The following is a 26,543-nucleotide window of genomic DNA, read 5'->3' as shown; positions in this document are numbered from 1 at the left end:
CTTTTATTTGACCGAGTCATCGCTATGAAAAGATCGAACACTCTCAATCAATGCATCAATAAGCAGGGTCAAAGCCTTTGGCTGATATTTTCTTTCTTTGTACACTAAATACGCTTGGCGATCACCCCGATGGTACTCAGGGAGCACTTGAATCAGATTCATCTCAGGGGATACATGACGAAAAGGCAATGAAGCGAGCCCCAAGCCTTTTTGCGCCGCGGCCGCCACCGCATGAATATCGTTGACGATGAACTTGGGTTTAATCGTGATCATCTGCTCTAAACGGTCGGACTTATAGAGCGGCATATCAAACACATCGTCGACGTTAATCCAGTCTTGATGCTCTAAGTCGTCCGGTTTTTCTATTGCTGCACGCGAATCTAAGTATTCTGGGCTCGCATAAAACCCGTGTTTGGCTTTAAACAGCGGTCGAGCAATCATGCCTTCCATATCCGAGATCTTAAACGTAATCAGTAAGTCACGATCGGTCTGAGGAATAAGCTGCTGCTGGCTCAGGGTTAGGTCGAGCTGAACGTTCGGATATTGAGTGAGGAATTGCTCTACTGTCGCCCCTAGAAAGCCACTATAGAAGTTATGAGGCACTGCGAGCTTAATCTTACCTTGGATAGCATCACGCTCTTCCAACAAGCTATTAAAGCCTTGATGGATAGACTCCATGCCACTGCTCAGTGCAGCAAAGGCCGCCTCACCGTCTTTAGTGGCCACCAGCTCACGACCTTTCTTTTCTAAAAGTCGGATATTGAGGCGATCTTCCAATGCGGTTAACCGACGCGACATAGTCGACACGGGCAGTTGCAGCCGTTTCGAGGCCGATAGCAAAGAGCCCTCTTCAACCACTGCACAGAATAAGAACAGATCATCAATGTTTCCAAATATGGAATTCATACTTCTATATGTGCCTATTTTTCTCACTAATGGATAGATGTAACCTTATCTCATCAACAACAGAAAATCACGGGAGAACACTGTATGAACAACAAACAATTTTGGGTAACCGCGATTTTATCCTCCCTGACCATGGCGACCATCATGTCTGGGTTAATTTCTGGCTACAAAATGGGATTCAGCCACGAATGGCCGCCAATCTGGCTGCAAAGCTTTTTGATTGCTTGGCCGTGTGCCATCACGCTCAACCTCACCGTGCTCCCTTTGATCAGAAAACTCTCAGCATGGATTTGTCGCCCGAGAACGCTTTGCGTACAAGAGATCACGGAACGATGATCAAGGGCTAATGTTCAGGAGCTATGACCTAGGTTCTTCCACCAAAGAGCTACGATAAAAAAGCTATGTTCACTGATAAATGCCTGAATTACGCACATAAAAAAACCGAGCACTAGGCTCGGTTTTTTGTATTCTACATTCTACTCACAAGAGCAAAGCTATCAATTATTGATTGATATTACAGCTCAGCGTTGTGGTAAACCTGCTGAACGTCATCACAGTCGTCAAGCATGTCTAAGAACTTCTGGAACTTCTCAGAATCTTCTTCAGCTACTGGCGTAGTTGTTTGAGGAACGAAAGTGATTTCCTCAACGTCTAGCGTTAGCTCAGGGAACGCAGTGTGTAATGCAGTCTTCGTTTTGAAGAACTCAGTCGTTGGAGCGAATACAGTGATAACACCGTCTTCTAGCTCAACGTCAGTCACGTCTACGTCTTCCATCATTAGCGTTTCTAGGATGATCTCGTCATCTTCACCAGCAAACTGGAATACAGCTTGGTGAGCGAACATGTGAGAAACAGTACCTTCAACACCGATTTTCGCGCCAGTTTTAACGAAACATTGGCGAACGTCTTGGAAAGTACGGTTACCGTTGTCAGTTAGACAGTCAACGATTACGCTTGTGCCACCTGGGCCAAAACCTTCGTAACGAGCTGGTTGGAAGTCTTCACCGCCGCCGCCGTTCGCTTTATCGATCGCTTTGTCGATAACGTGAGCGGGTACTTGGTCTTTCTTCGCTTTAGCAATCAGGTGCTTAAGAGGTAAGTTCATGTCTGGGTCAGAGCTACCGTTCTTAGCCAGTACGTAAATCTCTTTACCGTATTTAGAATAAACTTTAATTTTTGCGCCTGCAGTTTTCGCCATTGAGGCCTTGCGCACTTCAAAACTTCTTCCCATCGGGATCTTCTCTCTGATTCAATTAACGGTGCAAATTCTAGCAAATTACTGCGTCATTTCAATTCAACAGCTTTGCTGGGTAAGGTTTGTCTGCGTTTATGCGACACCCATTACTCGTTTGTATTTTTCAACAGACTGATCAAACCAAGCCTTTTCTTCTGGATCACCTAGCTTCATTGCTTCTTCAACAATGGCTTCAGGGCCACATTTCGCTTGCTTCAGTTTCCATACAAGAAACGATGCTTGCTTATCCAGTTCGATTTTATTTTTCTCACTGGGTGGAAGGAGTGAAAGGTTGATAGACATTATTAGCCTTCGTCTGTAATACGCTTGGCCGAGAAATATATCATAGAGCAGCCTCATAAAACCAATACTATGAGCAATAGTGGGGGTTGTCGGACGAGAAAGCAGCAAGTCGCTGATGCAGGTCAAGCTAGTTTGGGAAAGTGCGTTTGGCTGAAGAGCCGCTATAAGCTGAAAGGCGGAGATTGGAATGGTTAAATTGCGATGAACTAATCAGTAGCGCACCGTCCTGCTCAGTATGTAACTACCGTTCACAGCTCATTTGCTCGATTAGAAAGGAAGGGAGTATTAAAATTCAGTTTTAATTATGATTAAATAATAAGTGTTTTTTTAATCAAACCGATAGTGTTGATGTTTCATTCACAAACACGGTTAAATTAAAATATGCGTAAAATCATTGATACTCAAGCAGCCCCAAAAGCGATCGGACCATATTCTCAAGGGGTCATCACCGGTGGGCTAATTTTCACTTCAGGTCAATTACCATTGAGTCCTCATACCGGACTTTTGGTCAAAAGTAGTCTGGAGAAGCAAACCGTGCAGTGTCTAGAGAACATGAGAGCGATTTTGCTCCATGCAGACGCTGACATGTCAGATGTAGTGAAAACAACCGTCTACCTTACCGATATGATGAGCTTTTCCGTGGTAAATGAAATTTATAACGATTTCTTTATTAAGAACGGCGCCAATTTTTTCCCCGCGAGAACCTGCATCGAAGTATCGAAACTTCCTCTCAATGCCCTGATTGAAATAGAGGCCGTAGTTGTCGCGCCTTAGTTGTTATTCGTTTCGTTTTTTAGCCCCAGCCTAGAGCTGGGGTTACCTATTTAGACATACCTTAGTGCGCACTTTGTCTGATTATGTTTAATGGTGCATATATTATTAATTCATTGCAACCTCTTGTATTTATAGGTTTTGTCTGTGAAGTATCGCGAAATGAGTAAGAATTACATTTTTCGAGAGCTAGAGTGCCAAATGACCAAGGAAGAGGTCGCGGAGCTGTGTTTTAAAACTGTGAGAACGGTCACGGGATGGGACGAAGGAAAACCAATACCGCCTGAGTGCAAAAGACTAATGAGAATGGCAAAAGGTCGAGAACTAAGCATTAGCGAAGACTGGATACAGTTCAAAATGTTATACGACAGTATGGAGCTGCCGACAGGCCAAGTGGTGAGGCCGCAACAAATCTTAGCAGGGATTGCGCTTTTGGGGATTCAGTCGGAATTGGAGATTAAGACTTCAACACATTTGCTAGAGCTTGCTAGGGCGATAGCAAACATTAAGAGAAAAGTTGGATGACTGAAAAACTCTAGCATATAGACAAAGAAACCCAACGATGGAATGAGAGTCCCCAAGAGTTGGGTTTCAATATTAAATTGTTTTTTATACCTGTTCTTGCAGTAACCTAGATATCTTATTGACATGCAATTGTTCTATCACTTTAGGAGTGTTGATTGTCCGAAACTTCCCACCAGTTTGAATATATTTATGATTATCTGGTGTTGGTTCGATTGTATAGCCTGCAAAGTCACAAAGGTTCTGAAAATAGTCATGAGCATATCGGTAGGATGCAACTAACTGATCAGTCGTAGTACCAACACTCAAGTATTCATCATCTGTTCCTCGCACAGTTAGCCTTAATAATACCCCTTGAGATGCAACATTCTGGTAAATCTCACGTAAACCCAATGTTCGACTTAAAGAATGGATTGTCACGCAAGCATTTAATAAATATAAGTCAAAAGCTAATTCGGGCTCATTACACGTTAGAACTGCATCTATTTCCATACGAGCCGAAGCCAACGTACTTTCAACCTGTTTAAACAATACTTGGTTTAATTCTGGAATACCCTCGTTAGGAGCCCCGACAAAGAAGTTTTTATGTAATCGGGGATGCACCTTAAACTCAGCTGTCAATGCCCCAAAGTAATCAGTTTCTTCAAGCTGAGAGAAATAGGAAAACATCTCCTTTCTGTGTGCATAAAAGGAGTCCAAATTATTTTTGTGGCTTGTAATAGCAATTTGCGTAGCAGTTTGCTCTGTAGAATGGAATCGAGCGACCAAAATGGTTAGAGGTAGAGCCAACGATATAAAAGTTAATGGGATTTTACTAATCTCAAAAAATTTAATAAGGCCTTTAGAACTGATCTCAATCGTATAACCTTCCCAGGCTATAAACCCAAAGACAAAGAAGTATGAAATAGGAAGTAGTATTGCTAACCACAATAAACCTTGATTAAGAAGGCCATTTTTTGCGTCCAATTTAAAAGAAGAGGGCCCTAACACAACCCCAATACCACCCACCACTGCAAGAAGTGGTATCAAAACTATAGTTATCAAGTGTACTAAATTTGTCAAACTCATCTCCGACAGGGTGCACTTTGTAAAATCATTATTTACCCCCGTTAACAACAAAGCAGCCAATTAAAAAGCTAAACGTTTTGGAATCTAGCTGAACAATTTACTATATAAGTATTAACCAAATGGGTCATAGTCTGTATTTGTAAATGCGATAGAACTGACCTTTTGTGTTTCTTCAATTTTGAAAGGTTTTTCACAACTAGGGCAGTTATAGAATCCTTGAAAGTGACCCGTAAACTGCAATATGTTGATGATTTTCTTTTCTGATATACATCGTGGACAGGTATAGTGGATGGGTTCAAACTTAGACTTGTAAACAACTGCTCCACCTCCAGATCTTATAAGTTCGTATTTTTCTAGTTTTTCGTTTAAGTCCGTATGTACCTTGAGCTGGTCAGTTAGTTCCGAATTTGCCTCCTGATAGCGGAAAATTTCGGCTTGCAGATCCATTAAGGCTTGTTGTATATCAAGTACTTTTTGATTTGATTGTTGTTGCAATTCAATCACTTTTTCTTTTGCAACACCGTCAACATGGCCATCAAACATACCTTTTAAAAATTTGACACTATCAAAAGCTGTCTTGACTGCTTCAATTGCCATGAGTTCTCCCACTTATTTTAAATGTATAACGGATTTAGATAGACACAAAGTTTTCTGTCTCACTCTTTGTTACTACGATTTTACTGGAAAATTTCAATAACAAACAGTGGCCTATCATCATAAACAGATGACTAAATCAAAAATCTATAATTATTCTGTAGCGCTCAACATAAAGGACTAGCGCGCAAGCTTGCAACTAAAACAGGGTTGTGTGAGTACTGATAGCTAGGTCGAATTTACCCCCGTGATACAAACGGGAAAAAGCAAAAATATACGGGTAGCTCTAAAGGTTAAATATAACGTTACAGAGTCACTGCTGGGTTGAGGATCACTAGCCCTAATTTGAAGGTTTTTGGGTGGAAGATTAAGTGACACGGTGTGCCACTTAATAATTAATAAGGTTAGACTCCGTCAAAAACGGGCAGTGCTTCGAACATAACTAATACGTTGATAATAATGATACTCACACCGTAAACAAATACACCAATCAACACCAACTCTCCTCCAGGCACTTGGTAAGGCTTCGATTTTTGCTGGTCCTCTTCACTCTCTTCAAGGTTATAAAACGCTGGTCTTTGCAGCCTTGATTTCCTTGCTAACAATGCAGGTACGATGCACGCCCAAATAGCCGCGGCCGATGCGGCATAACCAATGGCTGTAAGAAAGCCGAAAGGAAAGAGAAGGGAGAAAATAAGCGGCGGAATAAATGTAACCGCCCAAGTTTTAGTTCTTCCTTTGGATGTAGCATCAAAATGAAAGAGGTCAGCCAAAAAATCAAACACACCCAAGCCTACCCCTACAAAGCTCGACAAAATGGCAGCCGCAGAAAAAGCACTAATCACATTTGATAAAGTTTCTTCAGCCAAGACCGCTTTTAAGCTAATCAGCAAGGTATCGATATTGCCGCCTTCGGCAATAATGGGGCCGAAGCTAAATCTTGGTAAATTACCATAAATACTTAATAACCAAACGGTGTAAATAAAAAGCGCAATAAGTGTTCCACCTACAATAGCCCTTTGTGCGAGCCTTTCTTCAAGGTAGTAATCTCGTAATGTAGATACACTGTGGTGATACCCAAATGCAGTTAAAGCAATGGGAAAAAAGACCCACACGTACTGTGCATACTCAAATTTTAGATGAGCAACATCAAGCAAGGTACTAAGGTTAACGTTGAACCAAAGGCCTGCAGTGCCAAAACTAAAACTGATGATCATAAATAGCATTAACACGATAGAAATACGGTCAACCGTTTTTGTTGAATGCCAAACTAATACTGAAAATATAAGCACAAAAAGAATAGAAGCGAGTTTTGGGGCCAGGCCAAAGTATTCATTAATAATCAGCCCGGATGAGGTGATGTAAGCGTACAGTAAAATCCCCCCTACAAAATAAATCATTAAGTTATTTAGAAAATTAATCTCTTTCCCTAGCAAGTCTTTAGTGATGGAAGAAAAAGACGACCTGTACGGGTAATCCTTTAGAACTTCAAGCAATAGACAACCACTGGTTGTCATGATGAGCATAGTGAAGAGCAAAGCCATTAAAGCACCGATGGTCCAAACCCCAGCACCAGCAGCGGGGAGCCCAAGCATACCAGCACCGATGCAAATGCATGCGACGATACAGGCACCTCCAATCACTGAAGGCGGTTTGGTTGTCATTGCCTGTTTCTGTTTCATACTATCCATAAATGAATACCTTTCCTTTCGTTGGTTCACATTGCTTTCTTAGACGCGGTTATCCGCTTCTTTTTTTAGTGAATTTGGCGTTCAAAAAAAGCGCTAGAGTCATCGACTTTAGCGCTTAAATTTCAGAGTGAAATAGTAATTAAATACTAAATTAGGATCATATTTGGACATCTACAGAATAACGTTCGTGTTGTTTTTGGCTTCTAGAAAAATAATTACTCCCATGCTTGTGAAAAGTCCTGATCTTTAAAAGCAGCAGCAAGCCCAGTGACCTGCTGCAATCGTAAAACTTCATCTTTATCCATTCCCAGTTCGTAGCAAATCTTATGATTTGTCCATCCCATGTCTTTAAGCTGGATAAGCAAAGCAGCTGTAAGCTCGACTTGATGTGAACCACGAGCAAGATTATGACGAACCGAAGTCGACATACACTTTTCTTCAGGCAAACTAAGCACCACTGCGGGTACGTAGCCCTTTAAGGCTTGCAGTTCGGGGTGATTTAATAATAATTGATAGCGATGAAAACCATCGATGACGACATATTTTTTCACCGAAGTATTCAAACAACTGACTAAAATAGGCATAGTTACGCCATTTTTCTCCATCGACGTTTTTAGAAGTTTACTTTCTGGAGGCGCCATTTTATTTGGGTTGTATTGGTTAGCTTCTATCTCATCAAGTGGGATCATTTCAACATGACAAGCTGGCGGTAAGTCAGGAATAAGCTCGATGAGTACTTTGACTACTTTATTGTAAATTGCGACCTTATCAATGATTTGTTTGTTCGTGTTATTGATAGATTTCAACCGCTTCTTGGTGCGGTGCTGATAAGCTTGAGTAGGTTCACTTTCCATTCGTATTACTCTCTTCTCCATAAAGGGCATGGTATTGTTTTGCTAAGGACTTGTTGTACCCAAAAGAGAGCCCTCGGCACCAATAGTCATTTTTAATCAGTACTTTACAAATTCTTCTCCAACTAGGAACTTGCTTTTTAGATTCCAATTTACTCTCTGCGTAGTCAGGGATGCAGGTCACTCCTTTTTGAGGACCGTTTTTACGCCACCACTGTAAGAACTTAAAAATTCGGTCTCGGTAATGTTTTTCTACATGTGGCGGCATGGTTTTCAAAAGGTATTTACTGTATTGCCGGTAGCTAAGTCCCGGTGGTAATTCAAATCGATAATAACCAAGGATACGCCCCTGACTTTTTGAGTATCGAGCACCAAAGTTACACCCTTCTACTCTGGCAACTAGTTTTTGCCAGGTATCAGGTTCTAATATTTGATATAGCCACAAACCTTTTCTTTGCTCATCTCCAAAAGGTTGGCAAAGCCGCTGCTGTGAAAGAGGGACGCCGGCCTTATGCATTAAGTCGTAAATACGGTTGTAATCCCAATTGAAGCGCGAGTTCGCGACCCAAATATCTGGAGTTTTCCAATCATAAAGAGGGTAAGCCATATAGACGTCGCCCTGCATTTGAGTCGTCCAACATTTATCATCAAATTTCTTTTTGGCACGATTTTTAATAGTTTTAAAACGATGTAAAGACTCATCCGCTCGTATACCAATGAGCACAGCAATTGGTGTGCCTTTCTTTTTTTGGTACCAATGAGCAAATTTAAAGACGAAATCCTCAAATTCCATGCCTTTTTTAAAAAACGAGAGATGCTCCAGATCAGAAATCACGCCTTCATGTTGTGGTATTTCTCTAACCCATTGCGCTTCCTTATCTGGATCCCAACAAAGCCATTTAGGCTGAAATTGTGAAATTGAATTTCTTAAACTAAGCGGTAAGCAAACCCAATATGGGTTTACTTCGCCACGAAGTACCATACGCTCAATAAAAGCATGAGTTTCGTGGTATTGGGCTTCGAAGTCTACGATGAGTACATCAACAGGTAGTCGGCCACGTTTTTTTGATTCTTGGATAGTTAAGTTCAAAAGAACACCAGAATCTTTCCCTCCGGAAAACGATACATAAAAGTGGCTAAAGTTGTCGAGAAGGTACAATATTCTTTGGCGCGCTCCTTCGAGCACATTGTAATCCTGCTGAATCTTGTCTCGAGAGAAGTAACCTTTTCTTCTTCCTTTACTAATACTAAGTAGGCGCTTGGTAGTCATGGGTTCACGAATGTCATTTAATATTCAAACCAAGGTACGTAAATTTCGTGTTTTTTATAAATTAATTATTGGTAATTAATTTAATTTCTAGGTACCGATTTGAAGCCTCATCGTAAAGAGCCGCTCTCCCGTTGTGATCTAGGAAAGAGCGGCTTGGCTTACATTAAAAACCGAAGTGAAGGTTGCCTCTTAAACCTATAATCCAACTGTCATCGGCTTTTGAGTTAAACGGTAAAGTGTGAAGATATTGCACATTAGGAGTTAACGAGAGAGCCCCCCAATTCATGCGGTAATAGATTTCTGAATTATAAGAATCATCTAGTTCGGCATTAGGCTTAGCCCAACCTAGAGCGATACCAAGCGTGCCAGGCCCTACCCCACTATATCCTGTGCCAAACACGACCGAAGATTTGTATAGAGCCTCAGGTCCTTGCGCGACACCGGCTCTGAAAAATGGTATCCATGAGCCGGTTTTATATATGGATGACCAATTTGCGCCATAGTTTTCGCTAGCTTGCTCTTTTGGCCCATCACTGTGCCAAACTGTTAGGTGTGAATTCTTCAAATAAAAATCGTCTTTCGACTCCACCCAACCTATTTCTAGGGACTTAAAATATTGATTATCATTGATGAACTGTTCAACACCATCGAAAGGCTTAGTCGAATCAGCTTTTGCATCAGAGAAACTTGCATAAAAATAATAGTTTTCCGACATCATATGGCGTAGAACACCGCCGAATGTTGATTCATCTGGGATTGGGATGGAACCGGAACCGGTACTAAACTGTAAGTTAGAAAAACCATAGTAAGGGTTACCCAACTGATAAGTATCAACATAATCAGTCGTATCTAAAAAACCAACCATCATATCGGTAGATTGTTTATTAAAGGTTTGTGTCCAATAAAGATTCGTTAACCTTAAACCTATATCACTAAAAGCTGGTTGGATTAAGCCAAACCCTCCGACATTACCCATGACAAATTCAGAGGGCGTACTATCTGTATAACCGTGCTTATGATCAACCCTCAGCTGCAAAGCTCCGGTATCACTCTCTTTTTGGTAAGCTAGCCAATTCAATGTAATCCGTGCAATACCAGCTGCCGCACTGCTGTCTTTGTTCGGCAAGCTCTCACTGGACGTTAAACCATAAACATAATAATCCACAGCTCCCTTTAGAGCTTTATCTTCAGCCGCATTCGTCAAGGTTGGCGTGCCAACGACAAACATTACGGCTCCCAAAAGCGTTAGCCAAAAACGCTTTGTCTTTTTCGTAAATGGTACATTCTCGCTCATATCAATAACTTCCTGTTGTTGTCATGGTAGTTGTACAGCTCGGCTCAACTTTTGTTAGTCAGAAGGTATTAAGAGGGATTTGAAAAATGAATTCTTGTAATTAATGGGTAATTTATGGGCTCATCTTTATCAACTTTTCTCCTTGCACAAACAGAAAGTGAAAGGGGAAATACAGATGTTACACAACAGCGTATAGGAAAAGTTTCAATCAGGTCTAAAAGCCTTAACCAAACAAGGTTCACCTAAAATGGAGTGGCTCCGTTTAACGTATTGAACAGCAAAACATGTTTGTTTGTAAGAAGGAAAATGACAGAGTTTCTGATATGATCTTGGTCACTTAAAAATAGGACGACTACAAGTAACACTGCCCAGTAATGAATAACAAAGTTGGTTTTGGGGAACTTTGCTATCAAATATATAGAGGGTGACTTCATCCTTATGTGCCCAAAAGATTTGGCAAAATGCAAGAGTCGCTGGTTCCTAAGAACCAACGGTAAAATTATGCGAGCGACCTGACAAATCTTCCAATAATTTATAACTAATAAATGAAGCGAGAGCCTTTATTAAATCCCGCATCTCCCCCCCCACGCCCAGAACAATCAAAGTGCATAATTATAATTCAATCCTATAAGTCAGAGTCTATCTCGTCCTCCTTTCCTGTATGAAAGAGGTGTCTGGAGGTAATTAATAATCATTTTTTATTAAAACTACGTCGTCTCTAAAGATAAAATCAAGAAGATTTATATGAATAAATTCTCAAAAGGATTACGAATTTATGGACACACTTATATGCCGTTCTTTCCAATCATTTATCGACTTCTGCGACAACGAGATCGTTGAGGGCAAAAATGTTCATTGCACCTTTAAAGCCTGTAAGGACAATGACTGGCGTTGGATGAAGATCTACTTAGAAAACAAAGGAGGTAAAAATCTCACGTTCAGTTTTATATAAAACAGATAGCACCATCTAATGTGCAAAAAACTTACACTTCAATTAAAATTTTATTCACAAATTTATTAATAATATTCAAAATATGAGCCATTATATAAAATCCTAGGGGTGCAATTTAATCCCCCTTCTCTAGGTATATGGAGAAACACTATGTTAAGAGTACAACTGGACAACGTAAAACTGCCTATAGGTAATTGTGTACTGCAAAGAGACGAATCGGGGGCTCAACTCCTCCTCAGTAATCAAAAATCATTTTCAATCACTCTACCTGAAAGCTGCATATTAGAAACTCTGATCCAAAAAGAAGAATTTATTTCGACTAAAGAAGAGCTGATCATTGCTGCGTGGGGGAACCCGGATATCATCGGCCCTAACTCTTTGCCAGTCGCTATTACCAACCTCAGAAAAGTCTTAGAACTTGATAGTATCAAAATCGTAAATGTTCCAAGAAAAGGTTACAAGATCCACATTCCTGAGTTTGAAACTTCGCTAGACCCACCGAAACAGATAAAGTTACCTCGTTCTAACTACTTAAGACTCTACCAATGGGCTCTTGTTGGCCTATCTTCCACCATCCTCTCTGTACTAATAATCAGCTATTTCTACTTCTGGCACGAATTTGACATCGTCAACGTCAACGTCAATAACCAATCGAGCCAAATCTGCCTAACTAAAAAGGATGAACTTCAATTCATCTTAGCCTCTCAAAACAACTTAGCTTCTCAGCCCCAGAAAAACTATCACGCTAACCCATAACCCTCGTTGCTTGAATTTTTCAGATAAAAGAGAGGTAGCCCCTTTGCTGTGTGCAAAGGGGCACAACTTAAAGTGCAGGTTCCAATGTAGCGTTAAAGTGTCTCAATACCTTAGGCTCATAAGTAAACTTTAAACCTGCAATTGATGAAGCACGTTTCTTCACTTCTTTAAAAGCAGCAATAATGTAATCAAGGTGGGCCTGTGTATAGGTTGCTCTGGGAATAGCTAAACGAAACAATTCAGCCGGGCAAGGAAGCTGCTTTCCTGTTTCAGGATCACACCCTAGTAATAAAGAACCGATTTCTGCACCTCGAATACCTGCCACTTTATAAAGCTCACAAGACAAAGCATGTCCAGGAAACTGTTCTGGTGAGATATGAGGTAATAATGCACCGGCATCAACAAAGGCAGCATGCCCACCCGCTTGCTGGCAACGGACCCCTAACGCTTCTAGGCCGTTCACTAAGTATTCGACTTGCTGCAAACGTGATGCTAACCAGTCTTCTTCCATTCCATCATAAAGTCCAACAGCCAAACGTTCCATCGCTCCACCTTCTAGACCCCCATATGTTGGAAAGCCCTCCAATAACACACATAGTGTTTTGCATTCCAACTGCACATCTAAGAAGCTATCGTCTTTGAAAGCGAGTAGCCCACCAATAGGAACCATGGCATCTTTTTTCGCTGACATAGCAAAGAGATCTGCATATTTAAAAGCTTCGCTAGTTATCTCTTGAACACTCCAGTCGGCATAGCCCTCTTCACGCTGCTTAACAAAGTAAGCGTTCTCTGCGAATCGGGCACAGTCCATAACAACTGGAATATCGTGAGACTGCGCTAATTCATAAACAGCCTTCAAATTGGCAAGAGAAACAGGCTGACCACCTGCAGAGTTACAAGTAATCGTACTTACGATATAGGGCACATTTTTAGCACCGATCTCTTCGATTCCTGCCGCGAGTGCTTCCAAGTCAAAATTACCTTTAAAATCACTCTTAATTTCAGTATTAAAAGCTTCAGGTGAAGGAACGTTGATCACTCGACAATTATTATGCTGAGTGTGCCCTTGAGTAGTATCAAAAAAATAATTTGAAAATGCGGCCATTTTGCCTCGTTCGAGCCCCTGATCTCGCTCACGTTTGTTAATCAGGGCAGGGACATATAACTGCTCGGCACCACGTCCTTGGTGTGTAGGAATAGTAAACTGATAGCCAAAGATGTCTTTTACCGCTTGGCTAAGCGTTCGATAACTTCGACTGCCACTGTACGCCTCATCTCCCCTTAGCATTGCAGACTGCATCTCCTGCGTGACAGCTCCCGTTCCACTGTCGGTCAAGAGATCAATAAACACTTTGTCGCTATCCAACAAGAAAGGGTTATATCCCGCTTTCATTAGCGCCTGTTCTCGCTCACGTTCCGTTGTTCTTTTAACAGGCTCGATCACCCTAATTCGATAAGGCTCTGGCAAATAGTGTGAATCCATTGGCTGTTCTTGGTTATTGCTAGTTGCTGACATAGGTATCTCTCCAGACATTTTGATTCTTAAGGATAAGTTGGTTAGACGTAGGTGAAGCATTCCAGCGATACTAGATACCTCAACCGACCCTCTCCAACCCAATCAAAATGAATCAAATAAATACGGCAGGGTATTAATTTCAGCGTAAATTAACGATTAATTAATCGATGGCCTACCCCAAACAACTTTAAATAAAGCATCAGAATCTATGAAACATTCTTCCTCAAGAAGATGGTTTCACCTCAATTAATAATAATAATTAAATAAACAACGAAGTTTTAAATTGCCACGATGAAGTGGTGTTATTGAGAATAAAACAGCGAAGATGCCGAAAGGTATTTAAAGAAAACATTCACATTGAGAGTCACATCATGATTTTAGGCAACACATTGGTTGTTGGTGCCGGCCCTGCCGGTATTCAAACGAGCCAAATCCTAGCTCCTTTTAGTCAAAAAATAGCCCTCATCAGCAAGAGTTCCCATCAATGGGAAACTAGAAAAAGACTAATGAAACAACATGGGTACTTAGCTAGTTGCGAGGTAAACAAACCACAATTAGCACCGCTCGTCGGGCTAGTTAGATTTAATGAGTTCTATACTGAATTATCTCCCCTTCCCTCCTATTGGGATACTTTAGTTTTAGCCACTCCTGCTCACACCTATTGCGACGTATTGTCTTCCTTTTCTGAGCTTTGCTTAAAGAATTTAAAACAAATCATTCTTATGTCTTCAATGATTGGTGGATGTCTTATTTTAAAAGGGATGTTAAAAAAGATAGGAGCATCTCCAAATATAATCCTATTCTCTAACTATTTTGCGACCTCTTATTTTACCTCTAACCCAACGCAGAAACACCCGCTTACCGTCATAACCAAAACAGTAAAAAAAAGGGTTTACCTTTACCTATCCGAATCCAATGATGTTTTATTGAACGCCTTGCGAAACGCCTTAGAAAAGGTTGATGTGCAAGTCATCCCTTTAGATAACCCGTTCAGTGTGGAAGGCAGAAATATTGCTACTTATGTACACCCTGTTTTTTTTATCAATACGTTTGCATTAGATCATATTTTGTCTAATGAAGACGAAGTTAAGTACATGTATAAGCTGTACCCAGAAGGGCCAATCACCATAGGTTTGATTCGGAATTTACTGCTTCATTGGAAGTCAGTGTCTCGCCTACTTGAACATTACTCAGCTCAACCAATTAACCTGTTGCTGTTGTTAAATGATGAACATCACCGAGTACATGAAACGACAATTCCTAAGGATAAAATCGATTCTTTCAACGAGCTTGATCAAGTAGAACAGGAATACCTACTCTACGTACGATATAGCTCAATGCTGATTAATCCAGACCCACTTTCCGAATCCGAACACAACAGCAGAGTTTTTGACGATTCAGCGAAGCCTTATATCAAGGGACAAGTCAGAAAAGGAAAGCTACAACTCCCCAAAAATCCACTGGAAGCTCTGCAAACACTTTACTGGTTAAATCACCTAGCTCAACACTCCAATCTAATCTCGTCTGGAACATTTCAATCAATAGAAGTATTTGAACATTGGATAAAAGAAAGGAACTTGCCAAGTGCTTTAATCCAAGCACTAAAACAGCGCGCGGATGAATATTACGAACATACAAAAACGTCTATCTGCCAATAAATTAAGTTTAATTACTAGTGGTTATTCTAATCAGTTACTTAGCATCTTAGACGTTTTGCGTCAGAAGAATAACCGTAGAAAAAGGAGATTTAAGGTGTTAATTAGAAAAGCGACTCTCAACGATCTATTCTCTATCAATGCTTTGTGTCACGAACAATTAACCGGCAGCCACAGTAATATTAGTCATTCGAATAAAGATAGGAACAAATACAGTTTAAGTGACTACAACTTAAGTAAGTTAAGAATCATTGATTTACTTTTCACGGAGTCATTACTCAAGGAGAAGCTGAACAATAAAAATGTCTATTTTTTTGTCGCTGAAACAAAGAAAAAGACAGTTGTGGGTTACCTCATGGTTAGTGTCCACGCACAAAAAAGATCAATAATTTCACAGCATACACCTCAGTTCTACGCTTATATAGAACGATTTTATGTGTCGTACAAATACCATGGAAAAGGTATCGAATTAGCATTACTTAACAGCTTTGATTATTGGAAAAAATACAAATCTGCGCACTAAAGAGTTATCTCTAAAAGCCGCTAACAGTCGCCGATATTCAGATTAATATCGGCAACTTGCGACACGAACGTCTATCACTTACTTTGGTAATAAGTACCGCGTGCTTCGTCCGCCAGAACCAGATTTAACTAAGCAGCCATGCTCAATCAAAGCGTTCAAATGACGTGTTGCTGTGGCGCTGCTCACCTTTGCTACTTTCTGATATTGACTGGCATTGATACCTTCTGAAAAATCACCATCGAGCATCCTATTCAACACTTTTACTTGCTCTGTTGTAAGCTTAGTTTGGTCGATACTTCGCCAATAGTTAGTCTTATAAACGGTTTGATCAACCTCAGCGAAAACGCCTGTAAACGTCTCGTCTAACGTATCTAAGAACCACATCAACCATTCGCTAATATCGAGTCCACCTTTCTGGGTTCGCTCCAATATCTCGTAGTAATGCTTGCGGTTAGCGAGAATCCCCACCGACATCGCATAGAAACGTACCGACTGCTGCTCGGCCTGTGCTAACGCCAAGTCAGTCAACAATCGAGTAATACGACCATTACCATCATCTAACGGGTGTAAGGTGATAAACCAAAGGTGAGTTATCGCAGCTCTAAGTAAGGGATCGAGTGTAGCGTCGGTAAGTGAATCATTGAACCATGTGATAAACGCATCTAACTCAGCATCAAGAATGTCTCGGCTAGGTGCTTCAAAATGTACGGTCGGACGGTCAATTCTTCCCGATACCACTTGCATGGGAGTATCACCTCTTAGCTGACCTCCGATTACAGGGTTAAACATGGTGTAACCTTGAGGAAACAGCCTATCGTGCCAATGCAAAATCCTATCAAGCGCTAATGGCTCAGTGAGGTTCTGCACGGCATCCAACATAATTTCGGCTAAGCCATCAGTTTGTTCTGTCGTAGGAAAAGGTCGCTCTTCGCTCACGCCAAGTTTGTTAGCTAAAGAAGAACGAACAGAGAAGGCATTTAGCTTTTCTCCCTCTATCGCACTGGAGTGGACAATGTTCGCTAGCAAAGTATCGAGCATTGTTTGCGTTTGGTCTGCGGATTGAGAGGTTATCTTGCCTAATAGGATGCCCTGATTAAGCCGTACTTCTCTTAACCTCACGCCTATTCTCTGATTATCCCAAACAAAGTTTGGCCAATTATCTTGCTGCCAAATCCACATATTACGCCCCATGATGCGAAAGTATCACTTATTCAAATCATATTATGAGCTGTTTAAGCTCATTATTCAAATCATAAAATGAGTCGAATAATGGGGTATTCAAATCATTGAGGCTGGAGAAGTCCTTCCCCAGCCCAGAAGGACTATTCACTCTCCGAGAACACATCGCAGCGTGAGGCGCAGATGAAGTCGTTTTTGTGTAGGCCTTTGATTGAGTGGCTCCACCAAGTGACGGTGACTTTGCCCCACTCCAATAAGATCGAAGGGTGATGGAATTCTTCTTCTGCCAACTCTGACACTTTATTGCTGAATGCCCATGCTTGTTTATAGTTCCTAAACTTGAACACCTTCTCAAGCTGTGGGATGCCGTCTCTTTCGATGATTTGCCAGTCAGACAACTCCAACAGCAAAGACTGTTGCTCGTCTTTACTTAGGGCAATCGCGTCGATACTGCAGGCTTCGCATTTTTGTTCATTCAACATGTGTTGGTTCCTTGGGTTCAAAAAGTGGTGGTAGTAATCCCTCGTCTATCGCGAGATCAGCTTGCTGTACTAGGTTTTCCTGACTGATTTTAAATAGCTCAGACAGCTCATCAATCACATAATATTTCGGTTGTATGATGTCGATGCGATAAGGGGTTCTCAAAACCGTTTGCAGATCGAACCGCTCGCGAACGGCCAAATCCCCTCCCAACGCATACATGGTTTCCGCCGGAGACGAAAGAATGCCGCCGCCATAGATTTTCAGCCTATCGCCTTCTTTTACTAAACCGAACTCGACCGTAAACCAATACAAACGGGCCAGATACGCGCGTTGTTTGGCTGTCGCTGCTTGGCCTAGTTTTCCGTAATGCTCAGTGAATGTCGCAAAATCGGCATTGGTGAGCATGGCACAATGGCCGAAAATTTCATGAAAGAAATCAGGTTCTTGTAAGTAATCGAACTCATCTCGCGTTCTCAAAAATGTCGCCACTGGGAATTTCTTATTGGCGAGCAAATCAAAGAAACGATCGAAATCGATCAATGCAGGCACAGGCTGTACCTGCCAACCTGTTGTTTCCATTAGCACTTTGTTTATCTCTGGAAGCTGGGGAACTCTGTCTAATGGCAGATCCAGCAGGGTTAAACCGTGTAAATAGGCATCGCATGCGCGGTCGTTAATGACGTCCAGTTGCCTTTTCACTAAGTCGTGCCAAATGGCGTCTTCTTCGAGGCTCCACTCAACCCATCCCTCTTGGCTCACGGGCTTAGAATGATATTGAGTCATTACACACCTCCTTTCGAATGTCTCCCTTTAAGCCTATCTCCACTCCTTATATCCGCCAATTTGCGCGATTTTTCGAAACAAGCGGTCGTGTAACATTTTATTTACACGATTCCGCTAACCCCTTATTTTGCTGATCTTTTGACTTTGTAAAACCTAAATACCAGACTGAAAACGTTAACTTTTTGTTAAAGGTAAAGGAATGCACGAAAACAATAAGCCAGTTTGGCAGCCCTGCGAACAGCGCATCGCAGACGCCAACGTAACCCAATTCATTGATAGCCTTGATCAGCAGGGCGTACTCGAGCGGGAATTGAAAAACTACGCGGAGCTTCATCAATGGTCTGTGGATCAGCCGGAGTCGTTTTGGCAAAACGTGTGGCAGTTTTGTGGAATGGTCGGTTTGCAAGGAGGTGACACCAAAAATCAAGGTGAGAGCCGCTGGCAGCAGCCGAAATCAAATCGCGATGCGGTGTGGTTTCCGAATGCTCAAGTTAACTACGCAGAAAACTTGCTGCATTCAGCCAAAACGTTGCCAAACGAGCTTGCGATTTGGTTTGAAAATGAACGTGGCGAGCAGCAAAGCTACACATGGAAAAACCTTTGTGAGGAAGTCTCTAACATTCAACAATGGCTCGTTGATTGTGGTGTTCAACAAGGCGATGTGGTCGCCGCTTATACCCCTTATCTGCCACAAACCGTGGTCGCAATGCTAGCGACCACCAGCTTGGGGGCGATTTGGACATCAACCTCACCTGACTTTGGCGTCGAGAGTGTGATTGAGCGATTTGGCCAAGTGAAACCCAAAGTGTTGTTCACCTGTGACGGTTACACCTTCAATGGCAAAATGTTCGATATGACGGACAAGAACCGTGAAATCATCGAACACTTAAACGAATTAAAACAGGTGTGTCAGATCAGTTACTTGAAACCGAACAATGATTTAGAGAAGAGCGGTTTAGAGAAGAGCGATTTAAGGAAAAACAAAGTTGAACATGATGTGTCGATCCAAAGCTGGCACAGCATCATTAATCACTATCAGCCAAAACCTCTTCGATTCACTCATGTGAACTTCAATGAACCACTTTTTGTACTCTACTCTTCCGGCACAACGGGCAAGCCTAAATGCATTGTGCATTCTGTTGGCGGCACCATCATCAATCACCTAAAAGAGCATCAACTTCATTGCGATATAAAGCCCAACGATCGCGTGTTCTATTACACCACTTGTGGTTGGATGATGTGGAACTGGCACGTCTCTGCACTCGCCAGCAGGGCTTGTTTGGTGATCTTTGATGGCAGCCCAGTTTATCCGCAACCTAACGTTCTGTGGGATTTAGCGCAGCGAGCTGATGTATCGATATTTGGCACCTCAGCCAAGTACCTAGAAGCGATTGAGAAAGCGGAACTCTCACCGATCGACAGTCACAACCTTCCTAAATTAAGAACACTGTGCTCGACCGGTTCTGTACTCTACCCAGAGCAGTTCGATTACGTCTACAAACACATCAAACAAGATCTGCATTTAGCGTCCATTTCTGGCGGCACGGATATTTGTGGCTGCTTTGTTTTAGGCAACCCTATCTCCCCTGTGTATCGCGGTGAATGCCAACAGGCCGGGCTCGGCGTCGACATCAAAGTGTTCAACTCTTCTGGCCAAAAGGTCAATCAAGAACGAGGCGAGCTAGTATGCACCAACTCCTTACCCAACTTCCCTGCCGGCTTCTGGAATGACACCGGAGAGCGCTACCACAGCACCTATTGGGATAGGTTCGACAATGTGTGGCATCACGGTGACGAAGTCGCACAGAGCCTGCATGGTGGCTATTTGTTCTATGGGCGAGGCGACACCACACTCAACCCCTGTGGTGTGCGAATTGGTACCGCTGAAATCTACCAGCAAGTGAACACCATTGAGGGCATCATCGATTCCATCGCAGTCGGTAAAGATGTCGACCGCAATGAGCAGATTTGGCTGTTTGTTCAACTGCAGCAAGGTGTGATTCTAAATGAAACGCTATTGGCCGCCATCAAGAGTAAACTCAAGTCATCTTGTTCACCAAGGCATGTGCCAAGCCAGATATTTGCGATCAGCGATGTGCCAAAAACACGGTCGGGCAAGCTTGTGGAGCTAGCAGTGAAACAGGTCGTGAATGGCAAAGATGTAGAAAACCTCGGAGCAATCGCTAACGCCGAGGTCTTGGAAGAGATAAAGCGCGTTGTTTCGCTTTAGCGATTAGGCCTAGAACGTAGCAAGCTATCTCCACTTTTCACTTGGCTGTCAGATAACATCTGGAGTAAAGGCAGCCGATTGAAAACCGAATCGAAGCCACTATTTAAGCTCATGAACCCTCTCATCAGTTTGGCCCCGTACCTTTTCTAAAGATCTAAATGCGATCTGAACGTCATATTTAGAACAAAATTTGAAAATTAATCATTTTATAGCCAGAGATAATATTCACTAAAGACGAATCATTTATACGAAAAAAGAGTCCACCACTGGATTGTATCCAAGCTTATGGATATTTAATCGAATTGCAATAACTCCCATTTCCACAGCTCCATTACTAGTGAAATAATAATTTGATAGCTATCACATTTAGGACGGTTATTTTCCCATACTATCTCGGCATGTTAATTACTTAAGAGTAATTAAAAACCTAGTCATTGTTATTAATAAGCTTGAATTTAATTAGAAACAAGTGGTTAATCCCTACGTAAAATAAAATCATTATTAAATGATCGGAGACATTATCATGCGCATAGTATTAGCTTTAGGCGGTAACGCTCTTTTAGCAAGAGGCCAAGCATTAACGGCTGAGAACCAACGTGAAAATATAATCAAATCAGCGGCGAGTATTGCTGCAATCGCACGCGAGCATGAGATTGTTATCGTTCATGGTAATGGCCCACAAGTAGGCTTGTTGATGGAACAAAACGCGGCTTATAGCGAATATTCGCCAGAGACGACCCCATACCCAATGGATGTACTCGGCTCTCAAACCTGTGGCATGGTGGGCTACATGTTACAACAAGAGCTAAGAAACATTGACCCTGAATTAGACGTAGCGACGCTAGTCACGCAAACTGAAGTATGCAAAAAAGACCCTGCGTTTGCTAACCCGACTAAATTTGTTGGCCCTGTATATACAGAGCAACGAGCCAAAGAGTTAATGGCTCAAAGCACAATGCAATTTAAAGCTGATGGCGAGTACTACCGTCGCGTTGTGCCTTCTCCTATGCCAAAAAGCATTGTTGAAATTCAGCAAATTGAAACTCTTCTAGATACAGAAAACCTTGTTATCGCTTGTGGCGGCGGCGGTGTTCCCGTGAGTATTGAACAGGGTAAGAGTACTGGCGTAGAGTGCGTGATTGACAAAGATCTTACGGCTGAATTACTGGCTGAAAAAATCCATGCTGACCTATTTATTATCTTAACCGATGGTTCAATTTTCCGTAACTATGGTAAAGAAGACCAAGCAGAAATGAAGCAAGCAACGCCTGCTGGTTTAGCAGAGTTTTCATTCCCTGCTGGTTCTATGGGGCCAAAAATTGATGCCGTTTGTAAATTCGTTGAAGCTGGCTTGGGTAATGCGGCGATTGGTTCATTATTTGATTTAGATAAAATAATTACCAATGAAGCTGGCACTCTGATAACGAAAGGCGAAGGTATTGTTTATTACTAATATTATCGAGTGATAAACACCACTAATATAAAACTTTGGGTTAAAGCCTCTTATTTAATAACGAGGCTTTTTTATTAGGTCCATATTAGTGCTAAACGGAATAAATATTCATACGCTTACTGCATTTAATATATTTAATTTTGGAAACCGCTTCTTTCAAGAAACGGTTTGTTAGCGCAAGGGAAAAGTATTTGCGTTTACACAGTGAATCTACATGGACTCATTCGCATCCGCTTGGTTCTCTGGCATCGCCTCAATAAACGCGGGTAACTGGTTACACGCTTCGACAATCGAATTAATTAGCGGAAACGGCGACATATCAAGATCAAAGCGCAGTGCGTTGTATACTTGCGGCACTAAGCAGATATCGACGATACAAGGCGAATCTGTGAGGCTATACACCGAATCACCGTGTGTTTTTCGGTGTTTGGCCAGCTTCTCTTCTAACGCCGAAAAACCTTGGCTCATCCAATAGTGAAGCCAGTCTATTTTCGCCTCTTGCTCACACGACAACTCTCGCTCCAAATACTGCAGCACACGCAGGTTATTAAGAGGGTGAATTTCCATCGCAATATCCTGAGCCATTGCCAACGCTTGATAACGCAGCGGCACTTGCTCTGGAATCAGCGAGGTGTCTGGGCTGCTCTCACACATGTAGTGTTCATCGAGATATTGAAGAATAACCAACGACTGATTGAGTTGAACTTCACCATCCACCAGCACAGGCACTAGTTCACTGGCATTGAGATCGCGATATTGTGGGTCATGTTGCTCGCCGCCATTACGCACCAAATGCACCGATTTCGACTCATAGTTGAGTTGCTTTAGGTTCAATCCAATACGCACTCGATAGGCTGCGGACGAGCGCCAGTAACCGTAAAGTATAATGTTCTTGTTCACGACGCTCTCGCTCATACAGAAATCCTATTATGTGGATTATAGCGCTCGATACTGGCTCACTTTTTGGTCTATCGCACCAAAAATAGAGTCACCCGCCGCATCAAACATCTCAAGCTTGATCGAGTCACCAAACGACATGAATTGAGTCGACGGCTTGCCATCTCGAATCGTCTCAATCATTCGCACTTCGGCAATACATGAATAACCCACACCGCCTTCGGCAATTGAGGTGCCGTGGTCAGTCCCTTGCTTATTAGAAACCGTGCCTGAACCGATGATTGCACCGGCAGATAGTGGGCGAGTTTTCGCGGCATGGACTACTAGTTCAGCAAAGTTGAAAGTCATATCGACGCCCGCATTCGGACAACCAAAAGGCTGGTCGTTGTAGGTCGATATCAACGGTAAATGTACCTTACTGCCTTTCCATTGTTCACCAAGTTCATCGGGTGTGACGGCAACCGGAGAAAACGCCGAAGACGGTTTAGACTGGAAGAAGCCAAAGCCCTTCGCGAGCTCAGCGGGAATCAAGCCACGCAGTGACACATCGTTCACCAACATCAGTAAACGAATCGAATCATGCGCTTGTTTAGCACTTGCGCCCATAGGGACGTCACCAGTTACAATCGCGACTTCTCCTTCGAAATCTATACCCCACTCATCGCTGGCAAATTCGATGTTGTCACGAGGGCCGATAAAGGCATCTGAGCCGCCTTGATACATTAATGGATCGACCCAGAAGCTTTCTGGCATTTCAGCACCACGCGCTTTACGTACAAGCTCAACATGGTTTACATAAGCACTGCCATCAGCCCATTGATATGCGCGTGGCAGAGGTGATTCACAATACTGAGGTGCAAAGACTTCACTGCCTGTCACATGCCCGTTGTTTAACGAGGTGTATAACTCTTCTAACTGAGAAGCCACGCTGTCCCAGTTATCCAAAGCCCCCTGCATGGTGGGTGCAAGGTGCATCGCGTGGAAGATTTCAGTGGCAGCCACACACTGCTTTAAATCTTTACTCACGACCATCAACATCCCATCACGAGTACCATTTTTCTTGGTTGCTAATTTCATCCTTGTCCCTTATTTCTTGTCGTCTACCGGCTCTTGCAGGCTCATCTCTTGAGAACCAGTATCTTGCCAACTGTAGACATATTCTTTGTTCTCAACACTGTCGAGTTCGTCAGAGAACTGCAGTGCATGGCGAGTATCGATCATCACCGCCACTTCATCGGTAAACTTCTTCTTGTGCGCTTGCCCAGCCTTGAACGCCTTTGGGTGAGGCCCATGAGTGAAGCCCGCCGGATGGAAGGTCACCATGCCCGCTTCAATGTTGTCGCGACTGAAGAAGTCACCAGCGTGATAGAACAATACTTCGTCGTAGTCATCATTGTTGTGGTAGAACGGCACTTTCAATGCACCGGGATCGCTCTCAATCGGGCGTGGTACAAAGGTGCACACCACAAAGCCTGCGCCAACAAACGTCGTATGCGCAGAGGGTGGCAAGTGGTAGCGATGTGACATCAGCGGTCTGATATCGCGCCAATTCACTTTCACCACTGTTAGGTCGCCATGCCAACCAATTGCGTCCAATGGATTGAACGGATAGGTGATCACACTGACTTTGTCGTGGCGTTTCACCTGCACCTGAGTTTGATTTTCTGAATACTGAGCGCGAAATTGATCATTGATTGAAGGAATGTCGAGCACCGCAGGATCAAACACCGCGTGATTACCGACCATGCCTTTCTCTGGCAGGGAGTAAGCCGCGTCTGTGTTCTCAATCATTAAGATGAACATCGGCTCACTTGGCTCTAAGCGCCAGTTGGTCGAGCGCGGGATCATCACGTAATCCCCTTCACCCACCTCTAAATGACCATAGTCGCAATAGAGATCGGCGCTGCCTTGGTGAATGAACAGCAGCTCATCACCATCGGAATTACGCACCAAGAAATCCATCTTCTCATCCATGCGCCATACACGGATTTTGCAGTCCGCATTGTGCAAAAGATGAGGCACAGCCCAAGGGGTTATCTGGCTAGCTTTCTCCACCAGCGTAAAATCAAAAGCGCGAGGACGCAGATCGCCCTCCCACTCCGACCAACCAGTTGGGGCATGTTGGTGATGAAAATGAGCGGCAGGGCCGAAGAATCCACTTCGGCCCGCCTCTCGCTCATAAATTGCCTCTTCGGGAAAATCGGCATGCGCTTGTTTAGAGCACACCCCCTCCCGATGAGGAAACGAGATCCATTTATGCATCGTCTAATACTCCTCGACGAATCTGGTCCTCTTCAATCGATTCAAACAGTGCTTTAAAGTTGCCTTCGCCAAAGCCTTCGTTGCCTTTACGCTGAATGATTTCAAAGAACACAGGCCCAATTACCGTCTGTGTGAAAATTTGCAGCAAGATGCCGTCTTTGGTCGGCGCGCCATCAATCAGAACACGTAAGTCACGCAGCAAATCGGTATCTTCCCCGTGGCCTTTCACACGATCGTCAACTTTCTCATAGTAGGTATCTGGGGTTGGCATAAAGTCCATGCCGCGATCACGCAGAGTCTTCACGGTTTTGTAGATATCATCGGTGGCGAGTGCGATGTGTTGGATACCTTCGCCGTTGTATTCACGAATGAACTCTTCAATTTGTGATTTGTCGTCGGAAGACTCATTAATAGGGATACGGATTTTGCCACACGGTGAGGTCATAGCGCGGCTCACAAGGCCTGTCAGCTTGCCTTCAATGTCGAAGTAGCGAATCTCGCGGAAGTTGCCAAGACGCTCATAGAACCCAGACCATACATCCATATTGCCTTGTTTCACGTTGTGCGTGAGATGGTCGATTTCATACAAGCCAACATTGGCTTCGGCCATGCGCTGCTCCGCATCGTCATAGAATCTGAAATCGACGTCATAGATGCTCTGCTTGCCATAACGATCCACAAAATAGAGCAGGCTTTCACCGATACCGTAAATGGCAGGAATACTCAGCTCCATTGGCCCTATTTCTGTTTTGTACTCTTCACCACCGCCCTTAAACGCTTGTTCCATTGCAGCTGTCGCTTCGTTGACACGAAAAGCCATGCCACAGACCGATGGCCCATGCACTTTAGCGAACGCTTCCGCTTGGCTGTGCGGTTGTTCATTAACGATGAAGTTGATGTCACCTTGTCGATACAGCCAAGCCTCTTTTGAGCGATGCTTGGCGACCTCAGCAAAACCAAGTGACACAAACAGTGCTTTAAGTTGCTCAATTCCCTTGTGGTCAACGGCCGTGTATTCAACAAACTCGAATCCATCCGTGCCAAGCGGGTTGTATGTATCCACCATGAACTTTCTCCTTGTACCTATTGGTTTTGTATTACGTGTTTTTTGTCCTTAATTAAATTTGGCCCACAAGCGGAAAGATTGGAATGCATCGAAGGAAATGGGCAATAACGCTAAAAACCCGTCAATTTGTAAAATATTTGTTACACACAAACCCTCACAACAACAAAGTGAGTGCTATCAAGGGATTGAAGAGTGGTGGTTTGATTTACAGCAAAGCAAGAGATGTTACTTAATTGTTACAAGTGATTTTTTTGGCTAAAGCAGAAAGAGATAAGTGTATGTTG

General features: G+C 42.9%; 26 protein-coding genes. 9 read left to right on the top strand and 17 right to left on the bottom strand.

The window, feature by feature from the left end; genetic code table 11:
• Positions 1-3 precede the first annotated feature (3 nt).
• Positions 4-906, bottom strand: a complete 903-nt coding sequence (locus L3V36_RS04080) for a LysR family transcriptional regulator (RefSeq protein ID WP_208774498.1) — start codon at positions 904-906, stop codon at positions 4-6.
• Positions 907-990: 84 nt separating this feature from the next.
• Between L3V36_RS04080 and L3V36_RS04075 the strand changes: the two genes are divergently transcribed.
• Positions 991-1,242 (top strand): DUF2798 domain-containing protein, encoded by a 252-nt coding sequence (locus L3V36_RS04075; protein ID WP_102291508.1) that lies wholly within the window; start codon positions 991-993, stop codon positions 1,240-1,242.
• 178 nt (positions 1,243-1,420) lie between these two features.
• Here L3V36_RS04075 and L3V36_RS04070 read toward each other — a convergent pair whose 3' ends face one another.
• The gene (locus tag L3V36_RS04070) at positions 1,421-2,137 is read right to left on the bottom strand and encodes a YebC/PmpR family DNA-binding transcriptional regulator (protein ID WP_004732617.1); all 717 of its coding nucleotides are present in this window, start codon (positions 2,135-2,137) and stop codon (positions 1,421-1,423) included.
• A 96-nt stretch (positions 2,138-2,233) separates the two neighbouring features.
• A complete protein-coding gene (locus tag L3V36_RS04065) occupies positions 2,234-2,443 on the bottom strand; it encodes a DUF3283 family protein (protein ID WP_004732615.1) in 210 nt (69 codons plus the stop codon).
• Positions 2,444-2,824: 381 nt separating this feature from the next.
• On the opposite strand from L3V36_RS04065, the gene L3V36_RS04060 reads away from it, so the two are divergent.
• Together L3V36_RS04060 and L3V36_RS04055 are read left to right on the top strand one after the other, a co-directional pair.
• Positions 2,825-3,217, top strand: coding sequence for a Rid family detoxifying hydrolase (locus L3V36_RS04060; RefSeq protein WP_017082933.1), 393 nt, complete (start codon positions 2,825-2,827; stop codon positions 3,215-3,217).
• Between the two features lie 144 nt (positions 3,218-3,361).
• Positions 3,362-3,739, top strand: a complete 378-nt coding sequence (locus L3V36_RS04055) for a phage protein (protein ID WP_017082932.1) — start codon at positions 3,362-3,364, stop codon at positions 3,737-3,739.
• A gap of 84 nt (positions 3,740-3,823) precedes the next feature.
• On the opposite strand, the gene L3V36_RS04050 is transcribed toward L3V36_RS04055, so the two are convergent.
• The 6 genes from L3V36_RS04050 to L3V36_RS04025 form a co-directional block, all read right to left on the bottom strand.
• Positions 3,824-4,798: a hypothetical protein gene (locus L3V36_RS04050; RefSeq protein ID WP_131825215.1), complete on the bottom strand. Its 975-nt coding sequence runs from the start codon at positions 4,796-4,798 to the stop codon at positions 3,824-3,826.
• Between the two features lie 117 nt (positions 4,799-4,915).
• Entirely contained in the window at positions 4,916-5,401 is a 486-nt protein-coding gene (locus L3V36_RS04045; RefSeq protein ID WP_017082930.1) for a hypothetical protein, read from the bottom strand.
• A 401-nt stretch (positions 5,402-5,802) separates the two neighbouring features.
• Entirely contained in the window at positions 5,803-7,089 is a 1,287-nt protein-coding gene (locus L3V36_RS04040) for an aromatic amino acid transporter (protein WP_017082929.1), read from the bottom strand.
• 215 nt (positions 7,090-7,304) lie between these two features.
• Positions 7,305-7,943, bottom strand: coding sequence for a ParB/RepB/Spo0J family partition protein (locus tag L3V36_RS04035; protein WP_017091942.1), 639 nt, complete (start codon positions 7,941-7,943; stop codon positions 7,305-7,307).
• Positions 7,933-9,210: a DUF3440 domain-containing protein gene (locus tag L3V36_RS04030; protein WP_017082927.1), complete on the bottom strand. Its 1,278-nt coding sequence runs from the start codon at positions 9,208-9,210 to the stop codon at positions 7,933-7,935. Before L3V36_RS04030 ends, L3V36_RS04035 begins: the two co-directional genes overlap by 11 nt.
• A 163-nt stretch (positions 9,211-9,373) precedes the next feature.
• A complete protein-coding gene (locus tag L3V36_RS04025; RefSeq protein WP_017091943.1) occupies positions 9,374-10,504 on the bottom strand; it encodes a carbohydrate porin in 1,131 nt (376 codons plus the stop codon).
• A gap of 775 nt (positions 10,505-11,279) precedes the next feature.
• Here L3V36_RS04025 and L3V36_RS04020 point away from each other — a divergent pair.
• Together L3V36_RS04020 and L3V36_RS04015 are read left to right on the top strand one after the other, a co-directional pair.
• Positions 11,280-11,456: a hypothetical protein gene (locus L3V36_RS04020; protein WP_017082925.1), complete on the top strand. Its 177-nt coding sequence runs from the start codon at positions 11,280-11,282 to the stop codon at positions 11,454-11,456.
• A gap of 150 nt (positions 11,457-11,606) precedes the next feature.
• Positions 11,607-12,212, top strand: coding sequence for a winged helix-turn-helix domain-containing protein (locus L3V36_RS04015; protein ID WP_017082924.1), 606 nt, complete (start codon positions 11,607-11,609; stop codon positions 12,210-12,212).
• Between the two features lie 67 nt (positions 12,213-12,279).
• Here L3V36_RS04015 and tnaA read toward each other — a convergent pair whose 3' ends face one another.
• Positions 12,280-13,695 (bottom strand): tryptophanase, encoded by a 1,416-nt coding sequence (gene tnaA, locus L3V36_RS04010; RefSeq protein ID WP_029224450.1) that lies wholly within the window; start codon positions 13,693-13,695, stop codon positions 12,280-12,282.
• Positions 13,696-14,099: 404 nt separating this feature from the next.
• Between tnaA and L3V36_RS04005 the strand changes: the two genes are divergently transcribed.
• Positions 14,100-15,386 carry an opine metallophore biosynthesis dehydrogenase gene (locus tag L3V36_RS04005; protein ID WP_076645007.1) on the top strand — a complete coding sequence of 429 codons (1,287 nt, stop codon included), beginning with the start codon at positions 14,100-14,102 and terminating at the stop codon, positions 15,384-15,386.
• Entirely contained in the window at positions 15,346-15,906 is a 561-nt protein-coding gene (locus tag L3V36_RS23925; protein ID WP_338390235.1) for a GNAT family N-acetyltransferase, read from the top strand. The genes L3V36_RS04005 and L3V36_RS23925 overlap by 41 nt, the downstream gene beginning before the upstream one ends.
• Before the next feature lie 78 nt (positions 15,907-15,984).
• Here the strand turns inward: L3V36_RS23925 and L3V36_RS04000 are convergent, their stop codons facing one another.
• The 3 genes from L3V36_RS04000 to phhA all read right to left on the bottom strand — a co-directional run bounded on the left by L3V36_RS04000 (position 15,985) and on the right by phhA (position 18,351).
• Positions 15,985-17,085, bottom strand: a complete 1,101-nt coding sequence (locus L3V36_RS04000; RefSeq protein ID WP_237296600.1) for a Fic family protein — start codon at positions 17,083-17,085, stop codon at positions 15,985-15,987.
• Positions 17,086-17,228: 143 nt separating this feature from the next.
• Positions 17,229-17,567: a 4a-hydroxytetrahydrobiopterin dehydratase gene (locus L3V36_RS03995; protein WP_121602120.1), complete on the bottom strand. Its 339-nt coding sequence runs from the start codon at positions 17,565-17,567 to the stop codon at positions 17,229-17,231.
• Positions 17,557-18,351 carry a phenylalanine 4-monooxygenase gene (phhA, locus tag L3V36_RS03990; protein WP_208774504.1) on the bottom strand — a complete coding sequence of 265 codons (795 nt, stop codon included), beginning with the start codon at positions 18,349-18,351 and terminating at the stop codon, positions 17,557-17,559. The genes L3V36_RS03995 and phhA overlap by 11 nt, the downstream gene beginning before the upstream one ends.
• A 199-nt stretch (positions 18,352-18,550) precedes the next feature.
• Here phhA and L3V36_RS03985 point away from each other — a divergent pair, with 199 nt between their 5' ends.
• Positions 18,551-20,581, top strand: a complete 2,031-nt coding sequence (locus tag L3V36_RS03985; RefSeq protein ID WP_208774507.1) for an acetoacetate--CoA ligase — start codon at positions 18,551-18,553, stop codon at positions 20,579-20,581.
• A gap of 523 nt (positions 20,582-21,104) precedes the next feature.
• Positions 21,105-22,034 carry a carbamate kinase gene (locus L3V36_RS03980; protein WP_012601290.1) on the top strand — a complete coding sequence of 310 codons (930 nt, stop codon included), beginning with the start codon at positions 21,105-21,107 and terminating at the stop codon, positions 22,032-22,034.
• Positions 22,035-22,244: 210 nt separating this feature from the next.
• Here the strand turns inward: L3V36_RS03980 and maiA are convergent, their stop codons facing one another.
• The 4 genes from maiA to hppD are packed head-to-tail and all read right to left on the bottom strand — an operon-like array spanning position 22,245 to position 26,259.
• Positions 22,245-22,949, bottom strand: a complete 705-nt coding sequence (gene maiA, locus L3V36_RS03975) for a maleylacetoacetate isomerase (RefSeq protein ID WP_208774509.1) — start codon at positions 22,947-22,949, stop codon at positions 22,245-22,247.
• Between the two features lie 21 nt (positions 22,950-22,970).
• Positions 22,971-24,008: a fumarylacetoacetate hydrolase family protein gene (locus tag L3V36_RS03970; protein ID WP_208774512.1), complete on the bottom strand. Its 1,038-nt coding sequence runs from the start codon at positions 24,006-24,008 to the stop codon at positions 22,971-22,973.
• 9 nt (positions 24,009-24,017) lie between these two features.
• Entirely contained in the window at positions 24,018-25,193 is a 1,176-nt protein-coding gene (locus tag L3V36_RS03965) for a homogentisate 1,2-dioxygenase (RefSeq protein WP_208774515.1), read from the bottom strand.
• Complete coding sequence (gene hppD / locus L3V36_RS03960; RefSeq protein WP_017091952.1) at positions 25,186-26,259, bottom strand: 4-hydroxyphenylpyruvate dioxygenase; 1,074 nt, start codon at positions 26,257-26,259, stop codon at positions 25,186-25,188. Before hppD ends, L3V36_RS03965 begins: the two co-directional genes overlap by 8 nt.
• Positions 26,260-26,543 lie beyond the last annotated feature (284 nt).

This window comes from Vibrio sp. G-C-1 (assembly GCF_021728015.1).
GTDB classification, from domain to species: domain Bacteria; phylum Pseudomonadota; class Gammaproteobacteria; order Enterobacterales; family Vibrionaceae; genus Vibrio; species Vibrio splendidus.
Note: the sequence above shows the minus strand (reverse complement) of the source record. Positions and strands in the feature narration are given on the sequence as shown.